The organism is Flavivirga eckloniae, assembly GCF_002886045.1.
Lineage (GTDB): Bacteria > Bacteroidota > Bacteroidia > Flavobacteriales > Flavobacteriaceae > Flavivirga > Flavivirga eckloniae.
In genome coordinates this window covers 5562315-5581695 of the sequence record NZ_CP025791.1, presented here as the reverse complement: position 1 = coordinate 5581695, position 19381 = coordinate 5562315, and the positions used below count along the sequence as shown (strand labels likewise).

The 19381-nt window shown below is 33.3% G+C and carries 14 protein-coding genes; 6 read left to right on the top strand and 8 right to left on the bottom strand.

Annotation, left to right across the window (positions count from 1 at the left end; genetic code table 11):
• The first annotated feature begins 196 nt into the window (after window positions 1-196).
• On the top strand, window positions 197-2365 hold the full coding sequence (locus C1H87_RS22900) for an endonuclease MutS2 (protein ID WP_102758052.1): 2169 nt from the start codon (window positions 197-199) through the stop codon (window positions 2363-2365).
• 82 nt (window positions 2366-2447) lie between these two features.
• On the opposite strand, the gene C1H87_RS22895 is transcribed toward C1H87_RS22900, so the two are convergent.
• The gene (locus C1H87_RS22895) at window positions 2448-3983 is read right to left on the bottom strand and encodes a thiol-activated cytolysin family protein (protein WP_102758051.1); all 1536 of its coding nucleotides are present in this window, start codon (window positions 3981-3983) and stop codon (window positions 2448-2450) included.
• A gap of 319 nt (window positions 3984-4302) precedes the next feature.
• On the opposite strand from C1H87_RS22895, the gene C1H87_RS22890 reads away from it, so the two are divergent.
• The 3 genes from C1H87_RS22890 to C1H87_RS22880 all read left to right on the top strand — a co-directional run bounded on the left by C1H87_RS22890 (window position 4303) and on the right by C1H87_RS22880 (window position 8790).
• Entirely contained in the window at window positions 4303-6180 is a 1878-nt protein-coding gene (locus C1H87_RS22890) for a tetratricopeptide repeat protein (protein ID WP_102758050.1), read from the top strand.
• A gap of 17 nt (window positions 6181-6197) precedes the next feature.
• Window positions 6198-6617 (top strand): thiol-disulfide oxidoreductase DCC family protein, encoded by a 420-nt coding sequence (locus C1H87_RS22885; RefSeq protein WP_102758049.1) that lies wholly within the window; start codon window positions 6198-6200, stop codon window positions 6615-6617.
• Window positions 6618-6735: 118 nt separating this feature from the next.
• Complete coding sequence (locus C1H87_RS22880) at window positions 6736-8790, top strand: DUF4139 domain-containing protein (RefSeq protein WP_102758376.1); 2055 nt, start codon at window positions 6736-6738, stop codon at window positions 8788-8790.
• A gap of 174 nt (window positions 8791-8964) precedes the next feature.
• On the opposite strand, the gene C1H87_RS22875 is transcribed toward C1H87_RS22880, so the two are convergent.
• The 7 genes from C1H87_RS22875 to aroC all read right to left on the bottom strand — a co-directional run bounded on the left by C1H87_RS22875 (window position 8965) and on the right by aroC (window position 16767).
• On the bottom strand, window positions 8965-10125 hold the full coding sequence (locus C1H87_RS22875; RefSeq protein ID WP_102758048.1) for a flavohemoglobin expression-modulating QEGLA motif protein: 1161 nt from the start codon (window positions 10123-10125) through the stop codon (window positions 8965-8967).
• Window positions 10126-10133: 8 nt separating this feature from the next.
• Complete coding sequence (locus C1H87_RS22870) at window positions 10134-10964, bottom strand: N-formylglutamate amidohydrolase (protein WP_102758047.1); 831 nt, start codon at window positions 10962-10964, stop codon at window positions 10134-10136.
• Window positions 10965-10967: 3 nt separating this feature from the next.
• Window positions 10968-11789, bottom strand: a complete 822-nt coding sequence (locus tag C1H87_RS22865) for a sulfurtransferase (RefSeq protein ID WP_102758046.1) — start codon at window positions 11787-11789, stop codon at window positions 10968-10970.
• A 230-nt stretch (window positions 11790-12019) separates the two neighbouring features.
• Complete coding sequence (gshB, locus tag C1H87_RS22860) at window positions 12020-13057, bottom strand: glutathione synthase (RefSeq protein WP_102758045.1); 1038 nt, start codon at window positions 13055-13057, stop codon at window positions 12020-12022.
• A 45-nt stretch (window positions 13058-13102) separates the two neighbouring features.
• Complete coding sequence (locus C1H87_RS22855) at window positions 13103-14425, bottom strand: dicarboxylate/amino acid:cation symporter (RefSeq protein ID WP_102758044.1); 1323 nt, start codon at window positions 14423-14425, stop codon at window positions 13103-13105.
• Window positions 14426-14503: 78 nt separating this feature from the next.
• The gene (locus C1H87_RS22850; RefSeq protein ID WP_102758043.1) at window positions 14504-15442 is read right to left on the bottom strand and encodes a family 43 glycosylhydrolase; all 939 of its coding nucleotides are present in this window, start codon (window positions 15440-15442) and stop codon (window positions 14504-14506) included.
• 263 nt (window positions 15443-15705) lie between these two features.
• On the bottom strand, window positions 15706-16767 hold the full coding sequence (gene aroC / locus C1H87_RS22845) for a chorismate synthase (protein WP_102758042.1): 1062 nt from the start codon (window positions 16765-16767) through the stop codon (window positions 15706-15708).
• A gap of 271 nt (window positions 16768-17038) precedes the next feature.
• On the opposite strand from aroC, the gene C1H87_RS22840 reads away from it, so the two are divergent.
• Together C1H87_RS22840 and C1H87_RS22835 are read left to right on the top strand one after the other, a co-directional pair.
• A complete protein-coding gene (locus tag C1H87_RS22840; RefSeq protein WP_102758041.1) occupies window positions 17039-17884 on the top strand; it encodes a UDP-2,3-diacylglucosamine diphosphatase in 846 nt (281 codons plus the stop codon).
• Between the two features lie 146 nt (window positions 17885-18030).
• Window positions 18031-19254, top strand: a complete 1224-nt coding sequence (locus C1H87_RS22835) for a porin family protein (protein ID WP_102758040.1) — start codon at window positions 18031-18033, stop codon at window positions 19252-19254.
• Window positions 19255-19381 lie beyond the last annotated feature (127 nt).

Here is a 19381-nt window from a genome sequence, read left to right as displayed (position 1 = left end):
TTTATTTTTTTGATTGTGTTTTTCAAGTTATATACAAATCTCATCCACAGGTGTTAGCATTTTGTTAAAGAATAGTAAGTAACTGTTAATTAACACTTTTTAAGATTTTTAAACCTATTATTTTACTCTTTCAAAAATAACCTCTTTATCAAATAGAATTTTTAACTTTGTCGCCTTATCCCCGATGAAGAAACGCATGATACACATTCACGATAAAACATTAAAAGACCTAGAGTTTCTAACTGTTCTTCAACAGGTAAGTGAACATTGTGTAACACCTTTGGGAACCGAAAGGGCATTACAGATATCTCCCTACAAAACAAAGGAGGAACTGCTCGAAGCTTTACAATTAACTAACGAGTACTTGTCTTCTTTTTATAACGATAACCGTATTCCAAATCATGGTTTCGATACTATTTCAAAAGAAATTAAGCTATTAGGTATTGAAAATACTTATTTGGAAGTACATGCTTTAAAAAAGATCGTTTCAATGTCGCTAACTGTTAATGATATTGTTACTTTTTTAAAAAAGTTTGAAGAGTATTATCCAGGGCTCAACGCACACGCATCGCATATTGAAGTCACCAAGGTAATTATTGAAAAAGTAGACGCCATAGTTGATCGTTTTGGAGATATAAAAGACAATGCTTCTACGCTTCTTTTTGAATTACGCCAATCGATTAATAAAATAAAGGGTAAAATTAATGCTAGTTTTTCATCAGCATTAAACACCTACCACAACCTTGAATATTTAGATGATATTCGCGAATCTGTAGTAGACAACAAACGCGTACTTGCTGTAAAAGCCATGTATCGTCGTAAAGTAAAAGGGGCTATTATGGGAGGCAGCAGAACAGGCAGTATTGTTTATATAGAACCGGAAACGACTTTACAACATTCGAGAGAGCTTAATAATCTAGAATATGAAGAGCAGGAAGAGGTTATTCGTATTCTAAAGGATCTTACCAATTTTATACGTCCGTTTTTACCATTATTAGAAGACTATCAAGCATTCTTGATCAATATCGATGTTATTTCAGCTAAAGCCAAGTATGCAAGATCTATGAATGCCATTCTTCCGGAAATTTCGGAAGACAAAAGCATGTTTTTAAGGGATGCTTATCACCCATTATTATATTTAAACAATTTAGAAACTAAAGAAACTACATTTCCGCAGACCATAAAGCTGAAACAAGACAGTAGAATTATAGTCATTTCTGGTCCTAACGCTGGCGGTAAGAGTATTACTCTAAAAACAGTGGGTTTACTACAAGTTATGTTACAAAGTGGTATGTTAATACCTGTTCATGAACGCAGTAAGGCTTGTTTATTCGATCGGATTTTGAGTGATATTGGCGACAATCAGTCTATTGAGAATCATTTAAGCACCTATAGTTATCGCCTAAAGCAAATGAATTATTTTTTAAAGAAGTGTAATAAGAATACCCTCTTTTTAATTGATGAATTTGGAACTGGTAGTGATCCTGAACTTGGAGGAGCTTTAGCCGAAACATTTCTGGAAGAGTTTTATCACAGAGAAGCTTTTGGGATTATTACGACGCATTATTCAAATTTAAAAATCCTAGCGAATGAGCTGCCACATATGCTCAATGCTAATATGCTATTTGATGAACGCACCCTATTACCTCTTTTTAAACTGGTTATAGGCCAAGCCGGAAGTTCGTTTACTTTCGAGGTAGCGCAGAAAAATGGTATTCCTTATAGTTTAATCAATCGTGCAAAAAAGAAGATTGAACGTAGCAAGGTACGCTTTGATGCTACTATAGCCAAGCTTCAAAAAGAGCGTTCTCGTTTAGAAAAAACCGGACAGTCGTTAAAACTAAACGAAAAGAAAAAAATAGAGGAAGCTGATAAGCTTGAAGAAATTAATGCCAAAATCCAGAAGAAACTAGAAAACTATCAAGAGCTCTATGATAGTAACCAACGCTTAATTTACCTTGGGCAAAAGGTAAACGACATCGCCGAGAAGTATTTTGAAAACAAACAAAAACGCGATTTGATGTCGGAGCTATTTAAAATGGTACAAATAGAAAATTCCAAGCGCAAAAAGGTAACTGCTAAACAGAAAAAAGCCATAAAAGAAAAAGAAGAGCAAGTAAAAAAGGAGGCTGAAAAGGTAGTAACCGTTATTCGCAAAAAGAAAAAAGAAGCCAAGAAAATAGCTAGTGAAGCGCCACCTAAACCAAAACCTACTTTAAAAATAGGCGATCGTGTACGTATGGAAGATGGTCGGGCTATAGGTAGCATTGATAAGATTGAAAAAAACAAGGCTGTTGTAAACTACGGTATATTTACTACTAATGTTAGTTTAGATCAATTAGAGCTCGTTGAAGCAAAAAAATAACAGCCAGCACCAAGTTGTTGAATCTACAACTTTAAGTGCCGGCTGCATCAAATTACTGAATGATACCTTTTATATTACTATTTTACTTTTTCCTTACAGAAAGTTCAGTACAAACCCCTAAAACTCTTTTAGAGCAATATGCTTCATAATACTTATCGCTACTAATGTAATTTAAAGAAAATTCCCCAAGTGATTTCCAAACGATATCCCAAACCTGAAATTGAACTTTTACACCATGTGCTCCAGAAGGAGGTTTTATACCTTCACTAGGATCATTTTTCTTCACTTTTTTCCAATTTGTGTAAGCTAAACTCTGACTCCCTTTTTTCTTATAAGAAAATCGGAACCTAACATCCTGAAGGATATTATTATCTAAGTAAGCATTTTTATGTTGATACTCTTTTGTAGAACAATCTACAATTTGATAATCTGTTGTGTACCCCATTTTGGCAAATGTATTATCCTTTAAATATCGTACCGTATATGCAATAGGCACTCCAGGATTATTTCTACTATAAACAGCATTTTCTCCGGTAATGATACTATTTAATGCCCCTGGTCCTTCGGCAGTAACAGCTTCAGAAGCTACTTCGGCATTCCCACCAATAGTCACTACCGTAATATTAGATTGTTTTAAAACGGCATCATATTCACTATTTACCGTTCCTGTTCCATTAACACCTCCAGCATATTCTAACACAGCATCTAAATCTATAGATGTATTTGTATTAGTAGTTTCCAGCCTAAACATAATTATTCTACCGTATGACACAGAATGTATATAAGCTGGTGGTGTATCAGACCCTATAGCCTTATCAATGTTTTCTAGAGTCTCATCATGCGCAAAAACACTTGCTGGCTTAGATGGTGTATCCATAGTAACCGTATAAAAAACTTGTTTATATACCATAGCAGCTACACGTTTGGTCGTAGTAGATTCATATTCTAGTTGAGACGCAACAGATCCCGTAGCCCATTCTAAGTTAAGCCCCACATCTAGACTTAGTTGTTTTGAAGAATAAGAGGTCGTTGCTTGATAAGAAGAATTGGAAGCATTAACATAACCTTCCTGATATGCATTTGCATTCCACCATTCTAACGCTCCGTCAATACTTGATTGTACATTGGAATTTGAAGGGTTGTCAATTACAATATTTCCAGATTCCCCAATTCCGGGAAGATCTAATCGTAACGTCATAGGGGCTCTTCCTAAAGTTAAAGGGTCTGGCATTCCATCAAGCATACCTTGATTTCCTATTACCAAGGCTCCGGGCCAAATAACGCCATTAGTAGGTCTTAAAATAGCAACATCATCAAAGTTAGATTTTAAATCATACTTTTTAGTATTACATGTTTGGTAATACCCCAAGTTTGGTGATGTAGATGTATTTTTGTCGTATGTTTTGGTACGTTGCGTAGACGCTCCTCCAGTATCATTTACATTTAATAATGAATTAGCGTCGTAACTTAAGTTTGAAATCAAATCTGATATTTCTGTTGCTTCCGGGTTTACTATTGGTCCGGGTTCAATGTCTTCTTTATTACATCCATAGAATGATAACAAAGTTGTTAGTAGTGTTAAACAAATTACCTGTTTAGATTTTAATAGTGTTTTCATTAGTTTGCGATTTTTGTGATTCAACAATTCAAAACTAGATACAGAAGTCACTCAAAACTAATTTTGCACATGGACAAAGTATGGACAGTCTTAAATAAATATTCTTTTTTGTCTCTGGACATCTCATCTACAGGAAGATATTCACTTAAACACAAACAACTGATTGTCAATTATTTAAATCATTTAAACAAAATATTTAAAAACTAAAAAACATGGACTAAGGATAGACAAGAGTTATTTTACCTATTGACAATCAACACTTTTCAAATGATATATTACCTATATTCGTAAAAGTTAAAAACCAAAATCACTAACCCTCATGAGATTTTTACTTTATACTTTTTTAATTGCATTTAGCCTGTCAAACACGCTTTCGGCACAAGATCAAAAATATACAGATAGCCTTAAAAATGCATTTAATAAACAACCAGATCCTATTGAAAAAATTAAAACTGCCCAAAAACTTTTTCATGCATTTAAGCACAAAAACAAAGAAGAAGCATTTAAATATGTAAACCTAGGGTTAGAGCTATCTAAAAAAAACAACGACAAAATAGGAGAAGGATTAAGTTATTTAAGCTTAGCCTATCATTATAGGTTTTTACCAAATATTGACTCTTCACGATTTTACTTTAAAAAATCTATTCCCACCTTAAAAAATAACAAAAAGAAACAGTGGATGGCATTAAATGAATATGCCATATTCGAAACTTTACAAGGCGATTTTGATACTGCTTTAAAACTAGCAGATGAAGGCTTAAAAGTAGCAATTGAATTAAAACACGGTTCACATATGGTAGATAACATTCAAAGAAAATCTACCATATATATGGATAACGGTAATTTTAAATTGGCCATGGAAGAAGCCATAAAAGCCTTTAAAGTTTTAGACACAATTGTTCCAGAAAACAGAACAGGAAAAGCAATAGCTCTGGGGGACATTGGAAGAATTGAAATGTTAAGAGGGAATTATGAAAAGGCTATAGAACCTTTAAAAGAATCATTAGAGATTTTTAAAGAATTAAAAAGAGAGGTTTGGGTTGCCACTATGTATATGGAAGTTGGTAATGTATATTGGTATTTAGAAGATTATGATGAAGCACTAAATAACTACAAAGAAAGTTTAGCTATAGGAGAAGCAATGAAGCGCGATGATTACATAGCTACAAACCTAGCTAATATGGCAGATATTTATTCAAGGAAAGGAGACCATATGAAAGCTTTGGAACTATTGGAAAAAGCCCAATCAATAACAGAGAAAGTTGGCTCTATTAATAATCTCATAATAAATTATAACCAAATAGGTGATATTGCTTATAGAATAAACGACTATAAAAGGGCTATAACAAATTACACTAAAGCATTGAAACTATCAGACTCCATAAAAGCTTTAGATGTAATGAGAGACAGCTACTCCGGACGATCAAAAGCTTACGAAAAAGCAGGAAACTATATAAATGCATTACAAGATCAAAGAGAGTATCAAATAGTACACGATAGTATTTTCAACAATATAACTGCGAAACAAATTGAAGAATTAAAAACAAAATATGAAACCGAAAAAAAGGAAGCAGAAATAGCAATGCAAGAGCAAGAGATAAAAACATTAAGTCAGGAAGTGAAAATTAGTAATTTGCGGAAAAGTCTTTATGCTGGAGGTATGATCTCTTTCATTATTATTTGCGGACTCCTATTTTTTAGTTTTAAAGAGCGTATTAAAAAGAATCGTCTGGAACGTGAAAAACAAGAAGAAATATATAGGCAAGAAATTGAGTTTAAGAAAAAAGAATTAGCTTCTCAAACACTTCATTTAGTTCAAAAAAGTACATTTATACAAGAGCTTAAAGAGAATCTTGAAAAAATTAAAAAATCTCCCGAACTATTTAAAGTCGAATTTAGAAGACTCGTTATGCTTCTAAAAAAAGAAAGTGCGGAGGACAAAGACTGGGAAGTGTTTAAAAGCTACTTCTCTGAAGTACATAACAACTTTGACATCAAGCTAAAAAACATTTTTGCAGATATTAGCGAAAAAGAAATGCGATTAGCTTCTTTTTTAAGAATGAACCTGTCTACCAAAGAAATAGCCTCTATGCTAAATGTATTACCAGACAGTATCTTAAAATCTAAATACCGATTAAAAAAGAAATTGAATTTGGATAAGGAAACCGACTTGAACCAATTCTTGAATAGTTTGTAAAGTGGTATCTTTGTACCATGTCTTTTACGATACCAAAACATAAAAAGCTTATCCTATTCGATGGTGTTTGCAACCTGTGTAACAGCAGCGTGCAATACGTCATTAAACATGACAAAAAAGACATTTTTATGTTTGCTGCTTTGCAGAACGATATTGGTCAAGAGTTAATTAAGCGCTTTAATATTGATACTGAAAAAACAGATTCTATATTATTGTACACGCCAGACAACAGTATCGTTTCAAAGTCCACCGCAGCTTTAAAAGTTGCGCAACATCTTGGATTCCCACAAAGTTTAATGTCTGTATTCTTCATTATTCCACCATTTATTCGAAATTGGGTTTACGATTACATTGCTAAAAACCGTTATAAATGGTATGGTAAAAAGGACGCTTGTATGATTCCTACTCCCGAATTAAAGCGTAAGTTTCTGGATTAAATTTTTTTATCTAAACCAGATAACACTTTCACTTCAAAAAACACCTCTCTCACTCATTCTTAGTTTCAAAATAGACATGGTATTGGTAGTTTTATTACAAACTAAAACATATCATACCATGAAACATCTATTATATTTCCTTTTCCTAACAACTACGATTGCGTTTTCTAACAATGAAAAACCAACATCTACATCTATAAACGAAGTTACTGTTTATGTAAATGGTGCTCAGATTATTAGAACAGCAAAGATTAATTTACCAGTAGGCACAACGTCATTTAAGTTTGATAAGCTTTCTCCTAATATTCAAGAAAGCAGTATTCAAATTTCCGGATTAAAATCTGCCTCTATTTTGTCTATTAACTATGGTATCAATTACTTATCAAAACAAAAAAAGTCGGAAACTATTGAAAATCTGCAAAATCGGGTTATTGAACTTGAAGACAGTATTCAAGCTGAAGATGATATAATTTCCGGCTACGAGGAAGAGCTTAAAATCATTAATGACAACAGGCATATTGGTAACGATAATGTGGCTGTAACATTAGAAAAACTGCAACAGTTTGCGAGTTATTACCGAAAGCGTATTACAGAAATAAAAAACCTGATTCATATATCCCAAAAAAAGAAACGGAAGATTAGCGAGCAAATTTCTGAAATACAGAAACAGTTAACCGAATTTAATGTTGTTGATAAAGTTCAAACCGGAGAAATTACCGTAAAACTTAATACGAGCATAGCAAGTCAGCTAAATTTAATTATAAAATACAATGTTGATAACGCTGGGTGGTTTCCTGTGTATGATATAAAAGCAGAACGAATTAACAAACCTTTACTGCTTGCTTACAAAGCTCATGTATACCAAAGTACTGGAAGTAATTGGGATCATGTAAAGCTCACTTTATCTACCAGCGATCCAAATACTAATAACGAAAAACCCAATATTAAACCTAAGTATTTAAACTTTATAAATAGACTTAGCAATTATAAAAGTAGTAACGCCACCAAAAACTACAACTATAAATACAACCCTTTTGTACAAACTATAAGTGGTATTGTAACAGATGAGACAGGCACACCAATACCAGGTGTAAATGTTATTATAAAAGGAACATCAAATGGCGTTGCTACAGATTTTGATGGTCAATATTCCATTAAAGCTGATGGTGGTAAAGCTCTTGATTTCTCTTATATTGGTTATAAAACGGAAACGTTCCCCATCCACTCCAGTATTATGAATATTAGTTTAGATCCTGATATGCAAGCTTTAAATGAAGTTGTGGTTGTTGGGTATGCCAAAAAAGAACGACACGTTACTGGTGCGGCATCTAGTATTAAAATAAGAGGGAAATCTAGTGTTTCAGATCGTTCGAACCCTTTAATTATTATAGATGGGGTTCCTAGTTCTGAAAGTGACCTATCTCAAATAGATCCAAGTTTAATTGCATCAAAAGAAATTTTAAAAGATGCAAATGCGACAGAAATATATGGGTCTAGAGCACGTAATGGAGTTATTTTAATCACTACAAAAGCTCAAACTTCTAACGGCAATATTATTGAAGAAGGCATTACAAACAGAAGGTTTGAGATTAAAAAACCATATACTATTCCTTCAGACGGCGACCTTACTGTTATCGAGATTGACGCATATAAAATACCAGCAACGTTTTCACACTTTGCAGCTCCTGTTGTTAATGAAAATGTTTTTTTAACTGCAAAAATGGGAGATTGGGAACAGTATAATTTACTTCCGGGTGAAGCGAATATTTATTTTGAAGGAAGTTATTCGGGTAAGACAAATATTAACCCACAGGCGACTACAGATAGTCTTACCGTTTCGTTAGGAGTAGATCCCAATATTGTTATAAAACGCAATGCAATTAACAACTTTAAGAAAACTAATTTTACTGGAAGTAATAAAGTTGTAAACAAAAACTATGAAATTGAATTAAAAAACAATAAGCAATCTACTATAAATTTAACTTTAATAGACAGAATTCCTGTAAGCCAAAACAAAGCGATTAAAGTGGATGATATCGATTATGGCATAGCAGAATTCGATTCGAAAAAAGGGCTTTTGGAATGGAAAGTAAACCTAAAACCTAATCAATCGAATAAGTTTAATTTTTCATATACCTTAAAATATCCAAAGTATAAACGGGTTAATTTATAATATAAACACTATGAATTTATTGACTATTATAATTTCGAGTGGATTCCTGCCTGACTGAAACTAGTTCAGCACATGCCGCAGGAATAACAAAAATTGCAATAATGAAACTTATAAATAGCTTAAAAGTCTCAGGTTTTATATCTAACGGTTAAACTGAATATAAAATCTGGGGCTTTATTTTAAACTCCTTAAAATAAAATCCACTTTTTTATTGGTATTTTTATTTTCAGCAAAGGCATCTGTAATATGTTTAGCAGAGACCGCCAAACCTTTTTTAATAAGAGATTCAATTTCATTGGCGTATTCCAGCGTTACTTTACCCGTTAGCAACACACTTAAATCCTTGCCCTCTTGATAGTAATCATAAATCTTTTTAAGTCCTGTTAAGTACAGATAGTCTTTGGTAAAACCACCACCTCTATGCGCTCGTAGTGTTAAATAAAAAGCTTCTTCCCTATCTAAATCGTATTGATTATGTAGTAACCTAAACGTTTTAGAAAACGAATAGCCTTTCGCTAAACTATCTACAGCAATAACCCGATACGCCAATTCTTTTAGGCGTTTAATCGTTAAATTATTACTCATATATTCGGAGAAAACAGCTAATCCTTCCTGTGTTTCCTCATTATTTGGGAATCCATGAGAAAATATTTTTAAAGGATGCATAAGTCCGTTCATGGTAGTAACCATATGTACACCAATTTCATGGTTGGTAAGTACTGCTATTTCGTTATCTGAATAAGTATGATTACTATTTAAAACAAGTGTTTTAATGTTATTTAATACCATGGCTATCGCCGAAATTTTATCGGATTGCTCTATGGTATAGGTGAAATCATATTGCTTTGAAAAGTCTTTAAAAAAGACTTCGGCTTGTTTGGCGCTATACTTTGGTTTGAAAATGAGATCGTCTTTAGCTTCATCTTCAAAATGTAAAATAAACTTGGCGTTTTCTACATCTTTTTCTGTTGGTGTTCCGAAACAACGTAAGCTATTATAATAAAACTTTTTCCCATCCCCTATGGTTTCTATACATTGAATAAGTCCAGAATACTCATAAACAATGTCTTCATAAAGATTTTTAATTTCTACATCCTTAATGAGCTCCAAAGGCTGTGCAAACAATGCCCTGTGCAGTTTAAACTTATCGAAATTAATGGTAGGGTAATTAAAAACGGGGTCTGTTAAATATTTAGATGAAAAAAATCTTGCTTTCTCTTCTTCTATATTAACAGGATTAACATAACTAAGCAACTCAATTTGCTTAACTAAAGAATCTATAGTTTCATCAATCTGTATAAGTGCTTGGTTAGCCACCTTTTTATCAATCTTCATATTGCTTTCTAACTTTTAAACTTACTATACACGCTTAAAGCATGTTCTGGTATTCTCGTTATGAGCTCCTTTTCTACTGTTTTAACAACCTCGGGGTATATAACTCCCTCAAGTTCACCGCAGTATATTTTGGCTATTTCTGTTGCCAAAACTAAGGTATTTTTAAAGTTTTTAGTAATATATTTTAAGAAATACCCATTCCCTTGAAAGGTATCGTTAATTTTTGAAGTGGATTTTATATCATTTGGTAAAACCATTTCAGACAAGCTTAGCCTCCATTCTTCAATAACCGCTCCAAAACGATCGCTATCTACATTACTTGTTCCTAAATTCCAGGTAGGCACTTCCCTATTCCAGCGTTTCCAATTGTAACTATGCATATCGTAAACAGTACAAAAACCAAACATCTTTTCTAATTTAGAAACCAATGTATGCACTACTTTGTAAAAATTAGTATGTTTTCTTAAGCTTTTGTCTTTCGTACATTGGGTAAGAGGCTCTTCCCATAATTGTTTTCCCCAAGCTGTTTCAAAAATGGCTTCTTCTGGTGGTCTATTTAAATCGTATTCAAATCTGGAATCGCAACCCGAAATAACAATGGGGTGCGATTTAATCATATTCTTAGTTTCCGGATCTTCTTCATACCAACGCTCATAAGCCGAATGTGTGCAGTTTTTCCAAAGTTCTTTCCTAAATTGGTGCCCGTCGTGAATAGCTGCACAAGCATAGGGTTGATATGAATCAATTTTTATGGTAAAAGAATAGTCTGAGGATACTGCCTCAAAAATCTCTTCGTTGCAAATTTTACTAATAATATCTTTTAGCGCAAGCTTTTCCATAGTTTACTCATTAACCAAACTACCCCATTCGGTCCATGAACCATCATAAACCGATATGTTTTTATAACCAGAAATAGTAGCACCTAAAGCTAATACACATGCCGTTATACCCGAACCACACGTAAAAATAATAGGTGCTTCTTTATTTGCTTTTTCTTTAAGAGCCTTCTCTATACTTTCTTTAGGTTTTAATAAACCATTGTTTAACAGATCTGTATATGGTAAGTTTACAGAATTGGGAATGTTCCCCATTCGTAATCCTTCTCTGGGTTCTGGCTCTAAACTATTAAATCTGCCTGCCGATCTGGCATCAATAATATGATGTGTTCTATTTTCAGACGCATGTTTCATATCATCGAAAAAGGACATGTACTCAGGTTTATGATTGGCTTCAAAATTACCCGGTACTCCATCATATAATTTCATAGGTTCTGTTTGGTAATCCGCTTTTTTCCAAGCCGGAAAACCACCACTTAAAACTGCTACATTATCGTAACCAAAGGCTTTAAATAACCACCACACGCGTGCGCTAGAATAAATTCCTTTGTCATCATAAACCACAATAGCACTGTTTTTATTTATTCCTAAAGCCCTGGCTGCTTTTTGAAAATGCTCCGATTCTGGGAATGTACTTGGAAATGGTGCATCAACAACGCTAAATTCCTTTTTAATGTCAAAAAATCGAGACTTAGGTATTTGATGTAACGATGTATCAAAGGTTTTGTTAATAGTACCATCTAATACAATAAGGTTGTCGACTTCTAAATTATTGTGAAGCCATTCTACAGAAACTATAGGTTTATTTAAGGGTATTTCTATATTCATTTGAAGCTGTTTTATTATTGCTAAGACGCTAAGTCGCAAAGAAAAATCTCCTGTACTTATAACTGTTTACTGAGACTGAACACTGCGCACTGAAAACTAAGTATCCTGATCGTTCTTGTTCTTCTCGCTAAGGCACTAAGCCGCAAATAAAAACCTGTCTACTGATTACTGTTTACTAAACACTGTCTACTGAGACTGAACACTGCGCACTGATTACCGTTCACTAAAAACTAAGCATCCTGAACAGTCTTTCTAAGTCTAGTTCGTCTATCGAAGGCCTGGAGTTTATCCAAAACTTTCATTTCTAAAAAGTCGATAACCTTTTCCTCTATTTTAGTTTTAAGCTTGTAAACCTTGTTAATATAGGTAATACCTCCTGGAGACATCACATTAACTTCTATTAACTTACCTCCAATAACATCTATCCCCACAAAGTAAAGTCCGTCATTTACCAATTTTGGACCTATTTGCTTACATAAGGCTTTTTCTGCTTTTGTTAAACTGTGTTTTTGCACGCTACCTCCTGCTGAGACATTAGAGCGGTGATCGTCTGTACCCGGAACACGTTTCATAGCACCAACCGGTTCGCCATTTAAAATTAAAATACGCACGTCTCCTTCATCTGCCCCCTCAATATAATCCTGAAGAATCACATAGTTTGATGTTCCGTTGCTATTATTGATATAAAAATCCAATAATGAATTGATACTACTCATCGCCGATTTTTCAATTAAAATAACTCCAGACCCTCCAAAACCATTCAAAGGTTTAAGAATCATTTTATCGGCTGTGGATTCTTTTATTTGACGTATTAAATATTTTTTGCTTTTTGATACATGGGTAGCCGGAATAATATTGCTATGAGCATCTCCAAAGGCTGCTGTATAGAGTTTATTATTGGCTTCACGCATACCTTCCAGGGAATTCATAATAAAAACATCGTCTTTAACCGAATCTAAAAAGTTAAGCATAATAGGATCTAAAGGTGGGTTTGCTCTAAAAAATATTACATCAAACCCCGCTAACGGAAGCATTTCCTCTCTTAATTCTGCCTTGTTATAAAACGATTTTGAGGAACTAGGTGTTTTTTCCATTCTACCTACCACCATACAAGACGCACTTGTTACACTATTTCTAATGGTTAAATTAGCTGGTGAACATATGGCCACACCATGTTTTCTTTTAACGCATTCTTTAATTAAAGTAAGGGATGTATCGGTTTCGGGATTAATCTCTTCCCAAGGATACATTATAAAACACACATTCATAGTCACTTTTTTAAAATAATTGCTACTTGTTTAAAGTTAAAAATATTATTTTACTTTTTCATAATTATCATCCCATTCTTTAGGTTTTGGATCATGTAGTTTACCTAAAGATTTGGCCACCATCATGGATACCGTAGCATCACCCGTTACATTTACAACAGTTCTGCACATATCTAAAGGCCTATCCACAGCAAAAATAAGTGCTAATCCAATCGGTAATAATTCTGCTGGAAAACCTATAGATTCCAGTACAATTACCAACATAACCATACCAGCACTTGGTACGGCTGCACTGCCTATTGAAGCTAATAATGCGGTAGCTATAATGGTTAATTGATTCATAAATGTTAAACCATCCGGCCAAATAACCTGCATGATAAATACGGCTGCAATGCCTTGATATAAACTGGTTCCGTCCATATTAACAGTGGCTCCAACCGGTAATACAAATCCGGATACTTCTTTATCTACCCCCAAGTGCTCTTCTACACGTTCCATTGTAACGGGTAAGGTAGCCGCACTACTACTGGTTGAAAAGGCTAAGAGTTGCGCCGGACTTATTTGTTTTAAAAACCATAATGGCGATTTCTTGGTATACACACTTACTAAAATGAGATAAAAACCAATCATTAAGATTAAGCCGCCTACAACACAAAGTGCATAGTTTAATAGTTTTAGGAGTATTTCGGTATCATCAAAAGCAATAATGACATTAGCCATTAAAGCAAATACGGCATATGGTGCAAAAAGCATAATTAAGTCTACCATTTTCATGACGACCTCGTTTAACGAATCGAAAAACTTTACTAATGGTCTTGCCTTTTCTTCGGAAATTAACAATAGACAAATACCAACAAATAACGCAAAGAAGATAACCTGAAGCATTTTAGCTTCTCCTAATGCTTTAAATATGTTACTTGGAAAAATATCAACAAGGGGCTGCAAAGGACCTGATTCTTTATGCTGTGATGCTTTTGCCAGTTTATCGGAAACGCCTTCAGCACTTGCATATTTTGTTTTAATTTTTTCAATGGTCGCCTCTGGCATGCCTTCTCCCGGCTTTACCATATTTACAATACTTAATCCAATGATTATAGCGACTAAAGTGGTCGATATATAAATACTTATAGTACGCAGCCCCATGGCTTTAATCTTGGATATATTTTTTAAATCTGAAATTCCTTTTATTAGGGATGCTAGAATTAATGGTACTGCAATTAGTTTAAGCAGGTTTATAAAAATGGTTCCAAAAGGCGAAATCCAATCACTAACAAAGTTTTTTCCTCCTACAGAATTCATAATGAAACCAAAAATGATTCCGAGAATCATTCCTATAATAATCTTCCAGTGCAGTGCTAGTTTTTTCATATAATAATATTTCTGTCTAACTAATTGTAAAATTTTAAAGCAATATAAGTATTTTTAGTGTGTTTGTTAATGCTATTGTTATTTTGTAGTTACTACTTTTTGTATAGTGCCATCTTCATTATAATACAACTTATCAAAACAAATAGATCTGCGAAACGGATGTGGGCTACCTTTATGCCCCCAACCAAACTTTGGTTCTACCTCAGGATGGTTATTAAAATACAAATCGGAATTATGGTAAAACATATACCACTCCCCTTTGTATTCTACAATAGAATGGTGATTAGTTCCGCTATTCATTTTCTCCAAAATAACGCCTTTATATTCAAAGGGACCTAGCGGATTATCGCTGGTACAATACTTAATTTCTCCACTAGTTCCAACATACGACAGATAATAAACGCCTTTATGCTTATGCATCCAAATGGCTTCAAAAAAGTTATCTGTACCTTCCAACAGGTGTACTTTGCCATCGTAAGATGTCATATCTTTATTAAGCTTTATGGCATTAACCACTAATTGTCCCATATAAAGATATGCCTGCCCGTCGTCGTCGATAAATACAGCCGGGTCGATAAAGTCGCGGTTACAAACCACACCTTCCGTATTAATGTCTATTAAAGGTTTGTTTAATGGGTCTTTAAACTGTCCATAAGGTGTATCGCTCACTGCTACGCCTATTTTGCTTTGTTCTACGGGATAGTAGAAATAATATTTGTCATTACTTTTAATACAATCTGGTGCCCAGGCTTTTGATGATGCCCAAGTAATATCGTTTAAAGAAAATGCAACGCCATGATCTGTCCAGTTTTGCATATCTGTAGTAGAAAATACGTGCCAATCCTTCATACTAAAATTGGTAGCATCGTCTTCGTCGTGAGATGGATATACATACAATGTGTCGTTAAAAACTCTGGCAGATGGATCTGCTGTGTACATATGTGTAATGAAAGGATTTTGGGCTGAACATAGGATTTGGCTCAACAAAAAGGTAGTAATTAGTAGGTACCTATTCATGTTTTTTTGGTTAAATTGACGAACATGTATTCACCCTGCTAATTTATACAATAATTTAGACCATACTGCTCTATTAACATAGATAACCTAAATAAAATCTTATAAAATTGCTTTAATCGATTATAAAATATTTTAACCTAGATTGAAACACCATTACGAGGTAATTTTATTTATCTCAACGATTTTTCCAAGGGGGTTCTGCCTTTACTCCGACTAGACATCATTATAAACTATTGGAATGACAAGAAAGTAGAAAACAACTCCTAACGATACATTTTATTAATCAAGTAAAAATCTGCTAAAACCAATGCTGCCATAGCTTCTACAATAGGTACTGCTCTTGGAACAACACAAGGATCGTGTCTTCCCTTACCTTGCATTTCTACGGTATTACCTTCTTTATCTATCGTTTCGTATTTCTGAATAAGAGTTGCTACAGGTTTAAAAGCCACATTAAAATAGATATCCATACCGTTACTAATACCACCTTGAATACCTCCGGAAAAGTTAGTTTTTGTACTACCATCGTTATTAAACGAATCATTATGGTCGCTTCCATACATAGTACTACCTTCAAAACCGCTACCGTATTCAAATCCTTTTACAGCATTAATAGAAAGCATGGCTTTTCCTAATTCGGCATGTAATTTATCGAATACTGGTTCTCCTAAACCTACCGGAACATTTTTAATAACGCAACTTACAATACCTCCAACGGTATCTCCTTTACTACGAACTCCTTTTATGTAAGCCTCCATATCATCTGCCATAGCTTGATCTGGGCATCTTACAATATTCGACTCAATTTTTGTTAAATCTAATTCGGTATAAGGCTTATCAAGCGTCATGGTACCAACACCAGAAACATAAGCTGTAATTTCAATATCCTTTAGTATTTGTTTGGCTATAGCTCCTGCAACTACTCGGCATGATGTTTCTCTTGCAGAACTTCGTCCACCACCACGGTAGTCTCTAATACCATATTTTTTATCGTACACATAATCGGCATGACTTGGTCTGTAACTATCTTTTATGTGTGTGTAATCGTGAGATTTTTGATTGGTATTCTCTATAACAAAACCAATCGGTGTTCCTGTTGTTTTACCTTCAAAAATACCAGAATGAAATTTAACGGTATCTGGTTCCTTTCGTTGTGTTACTATGGCCGATTGACCGGGTTTTCTTCTATCTAACTCATTTTGAATTGCCTCGAGATCTAACTCTATTCCTGGTGGACAACCGTCAATTACGCCTCCTAAAGCAGGGCCGTGAGATTCTCCATAAGTTGTTAAATTAAATAGTTTTCCAAAGGAATTACCCGCCATAAATAAATTTTTGCTGCTAAAATAAAGCTTTTTTCCAAATCATATACTTCAAATATCGGCTTATCATTGTATTTCATGTATTTATATATTATGTGTAAATTAATTAGATAAAAAGTGCTAATTAATTGCGAAAATCAAATAAAAAGCCTCCATATTTTATTATCATAACAATTGTTTAACGTAATACTCATATTTAAATAATTATAAGATAATATTTACATAATATAAAATCCTGTAATTTGTAAAAATAACCACCTTAATATCCTAGTTCTTGAAAATTAAACGTAAAATAGAAATTGCTGTCATCTCCGATGTTCATTTAGGCACCTACGGTTGTCATGCGAAACATCTACTTACCTATTTAAATAGTATAGAGCCCAAAAAACTAATCTTAAATGGCGATATTATTGATATATGGCAATTTAGCAAACGTTACTTTCCTAAATCACATTTAAAAGTTATTAAGAAGATCATGGATATGGCTTCAGAAGGCGTTGAGGTGTATTACATTACTGGAAACCATGACGAAATGTTACGCAAATTTAGCAATACTACTATTGGTAACATTTCTATCGTTGATAAACTTGTTCTGGAATTAAACGGAAAAAGAGCCTGGTTCTTTCATGGGGATGTATTTGACGTTTCTATACAAAATGCAAAATGGTTGGCTAAACTAGGGGGTTATGGTTACAATCTACTTACTCTTCTTAACCGTTTGGTTAATTGGTATTTGGAAAAACGCGGGAAGGAACGTTACTCCTTATCTAAAAAAGTAAAAAATGGTGTTAAAGGCGCCATTAAGTATGTTAATGATTATGAAAAAGTTATTTCCGACCTAGCCATCGAAAATGGTTATGACTACGTAATCTGCGGACATATTCACCAACCAAAAATGGAGTATAGAGAAAATAAATACGGTAAGACCATGTATTTAAACTCTGGTGACTGGGTAGAAAATTTCACAGCACTTGAGCATCAATTTAACCGTTGGAAAATATACAATTACAACAAAGATAAATTTGCTCCTTTTTATATCGATGAAGACATAGAAAACATGGAAATAAAAGACCTAATAGCAGCCATTACCATTGTTGAGCAGCGTGGCAAAAAAACCTAAACAACTCAATATCAGCATTATCATTATTTCTGTTTATTTTTTCCTCATTTTAGTCAAGTAAAATCTTCATTCATTGTAGCTGTTTGCATATATTTGACATACAACTAATTGAATTAGACAACCCCAATCCTACACTAAAAGATACAATGAAAAAACAACAACTACTTATCCTGTTTATTACATTTCTTAGCTTTAATATCTACTCACAAATCACCTTCGAGAAAGGCTATTTTGTTAATAATGATGGTCAAAAAACAGAATGCTTAATTAAAAACATCGGGGCAAGAACCAATCCAACATCATTAGATTATAAATTAACCAATGAAGGAGAGGAAAAAATGCTGACCATAAAATCTGTTAAAGAATTTGGTATTTATGATGAAGTAAAATACATTAGGTTTGAAGGTGAAATAGACCGATCAAGCAATATTATTAATAGCCTAACCCCTACTAAAGAACCCAAGTTTAAAAAAGAAATCCTTTTTTTAAAAGTTTTAATTGAAAGTAAAGCTAGTCTATACTCCTACGAAGAGCCAAATTTGTTAAGGTTTTTTTATAAAAATGAAAATTCAAAAATTGGTCAGTTAGTTTTTAAAAGGTATACACCAGAAAACGATGTCATTCAAAAGAATGAAAGGTACAAGCAACAACTGCTAAACGATTTGAAATGTGAAAACATTACAATGAATCAAATTAAAAATTTAGAGTACAAAAAAAATAGCCTGACCTCTTTATTTAGAAAGTATAATGACTGTAATAATTCGGAAAACATAACCTTTAAGAAAAAACAAAAAAGGGATATATTTAATTTAACTCTAAGACCAGGCTTAAAAAGTTCTTCTTTAAAAATAGAGAATAGTAATTATTCTGCAAGAAGTTCAAGAAATGCTGACTTTGATAACAAATTAGGTTTTAGATTTGGGATGGAAGCCGAACTTATAATGCCTTATCATAGAAACAAATGGTCATTCATTATAGAACCAACGTATCAATATTACAAATCTGAAAAAGAATTCTCTGATAGAAGTGTTACTAAGATAGCTGTTGACTATAAATCAATTGAACTTCCTATTGGGATTAGACATTATTTGTTTTTAAACAACAACTCTAAACTATTTGTTAATGGCTTGGTCGTTTTTGATTTTAGTAGTAGTTCCAACATCGTTTTTGATTTAGATGGTGCAGTAACTTCCGAAGGCTTAGAATTAAAATCAAGTCCCAACGTGGCTTTTGGTGTAGGTTACAAACACAATGATAAATACGGCTTAGAATTAAGATATAATATAAAAAGAAATGTTTTAAATGAATATGCAGCTTGGATTTCTAATTATAGCGCATTGTCCTTAATATTTGGATACACATTATTTTAAACCATTCAAATTCCTTTTTTATTACAACAAAATTCTGCTAGATTTGTATGAGTGTAGTTTATCTGACTGTCTATACTAAAAAAACATATTAGCATATTTAAGGGAAAAATTAATGGTATTATAGAAC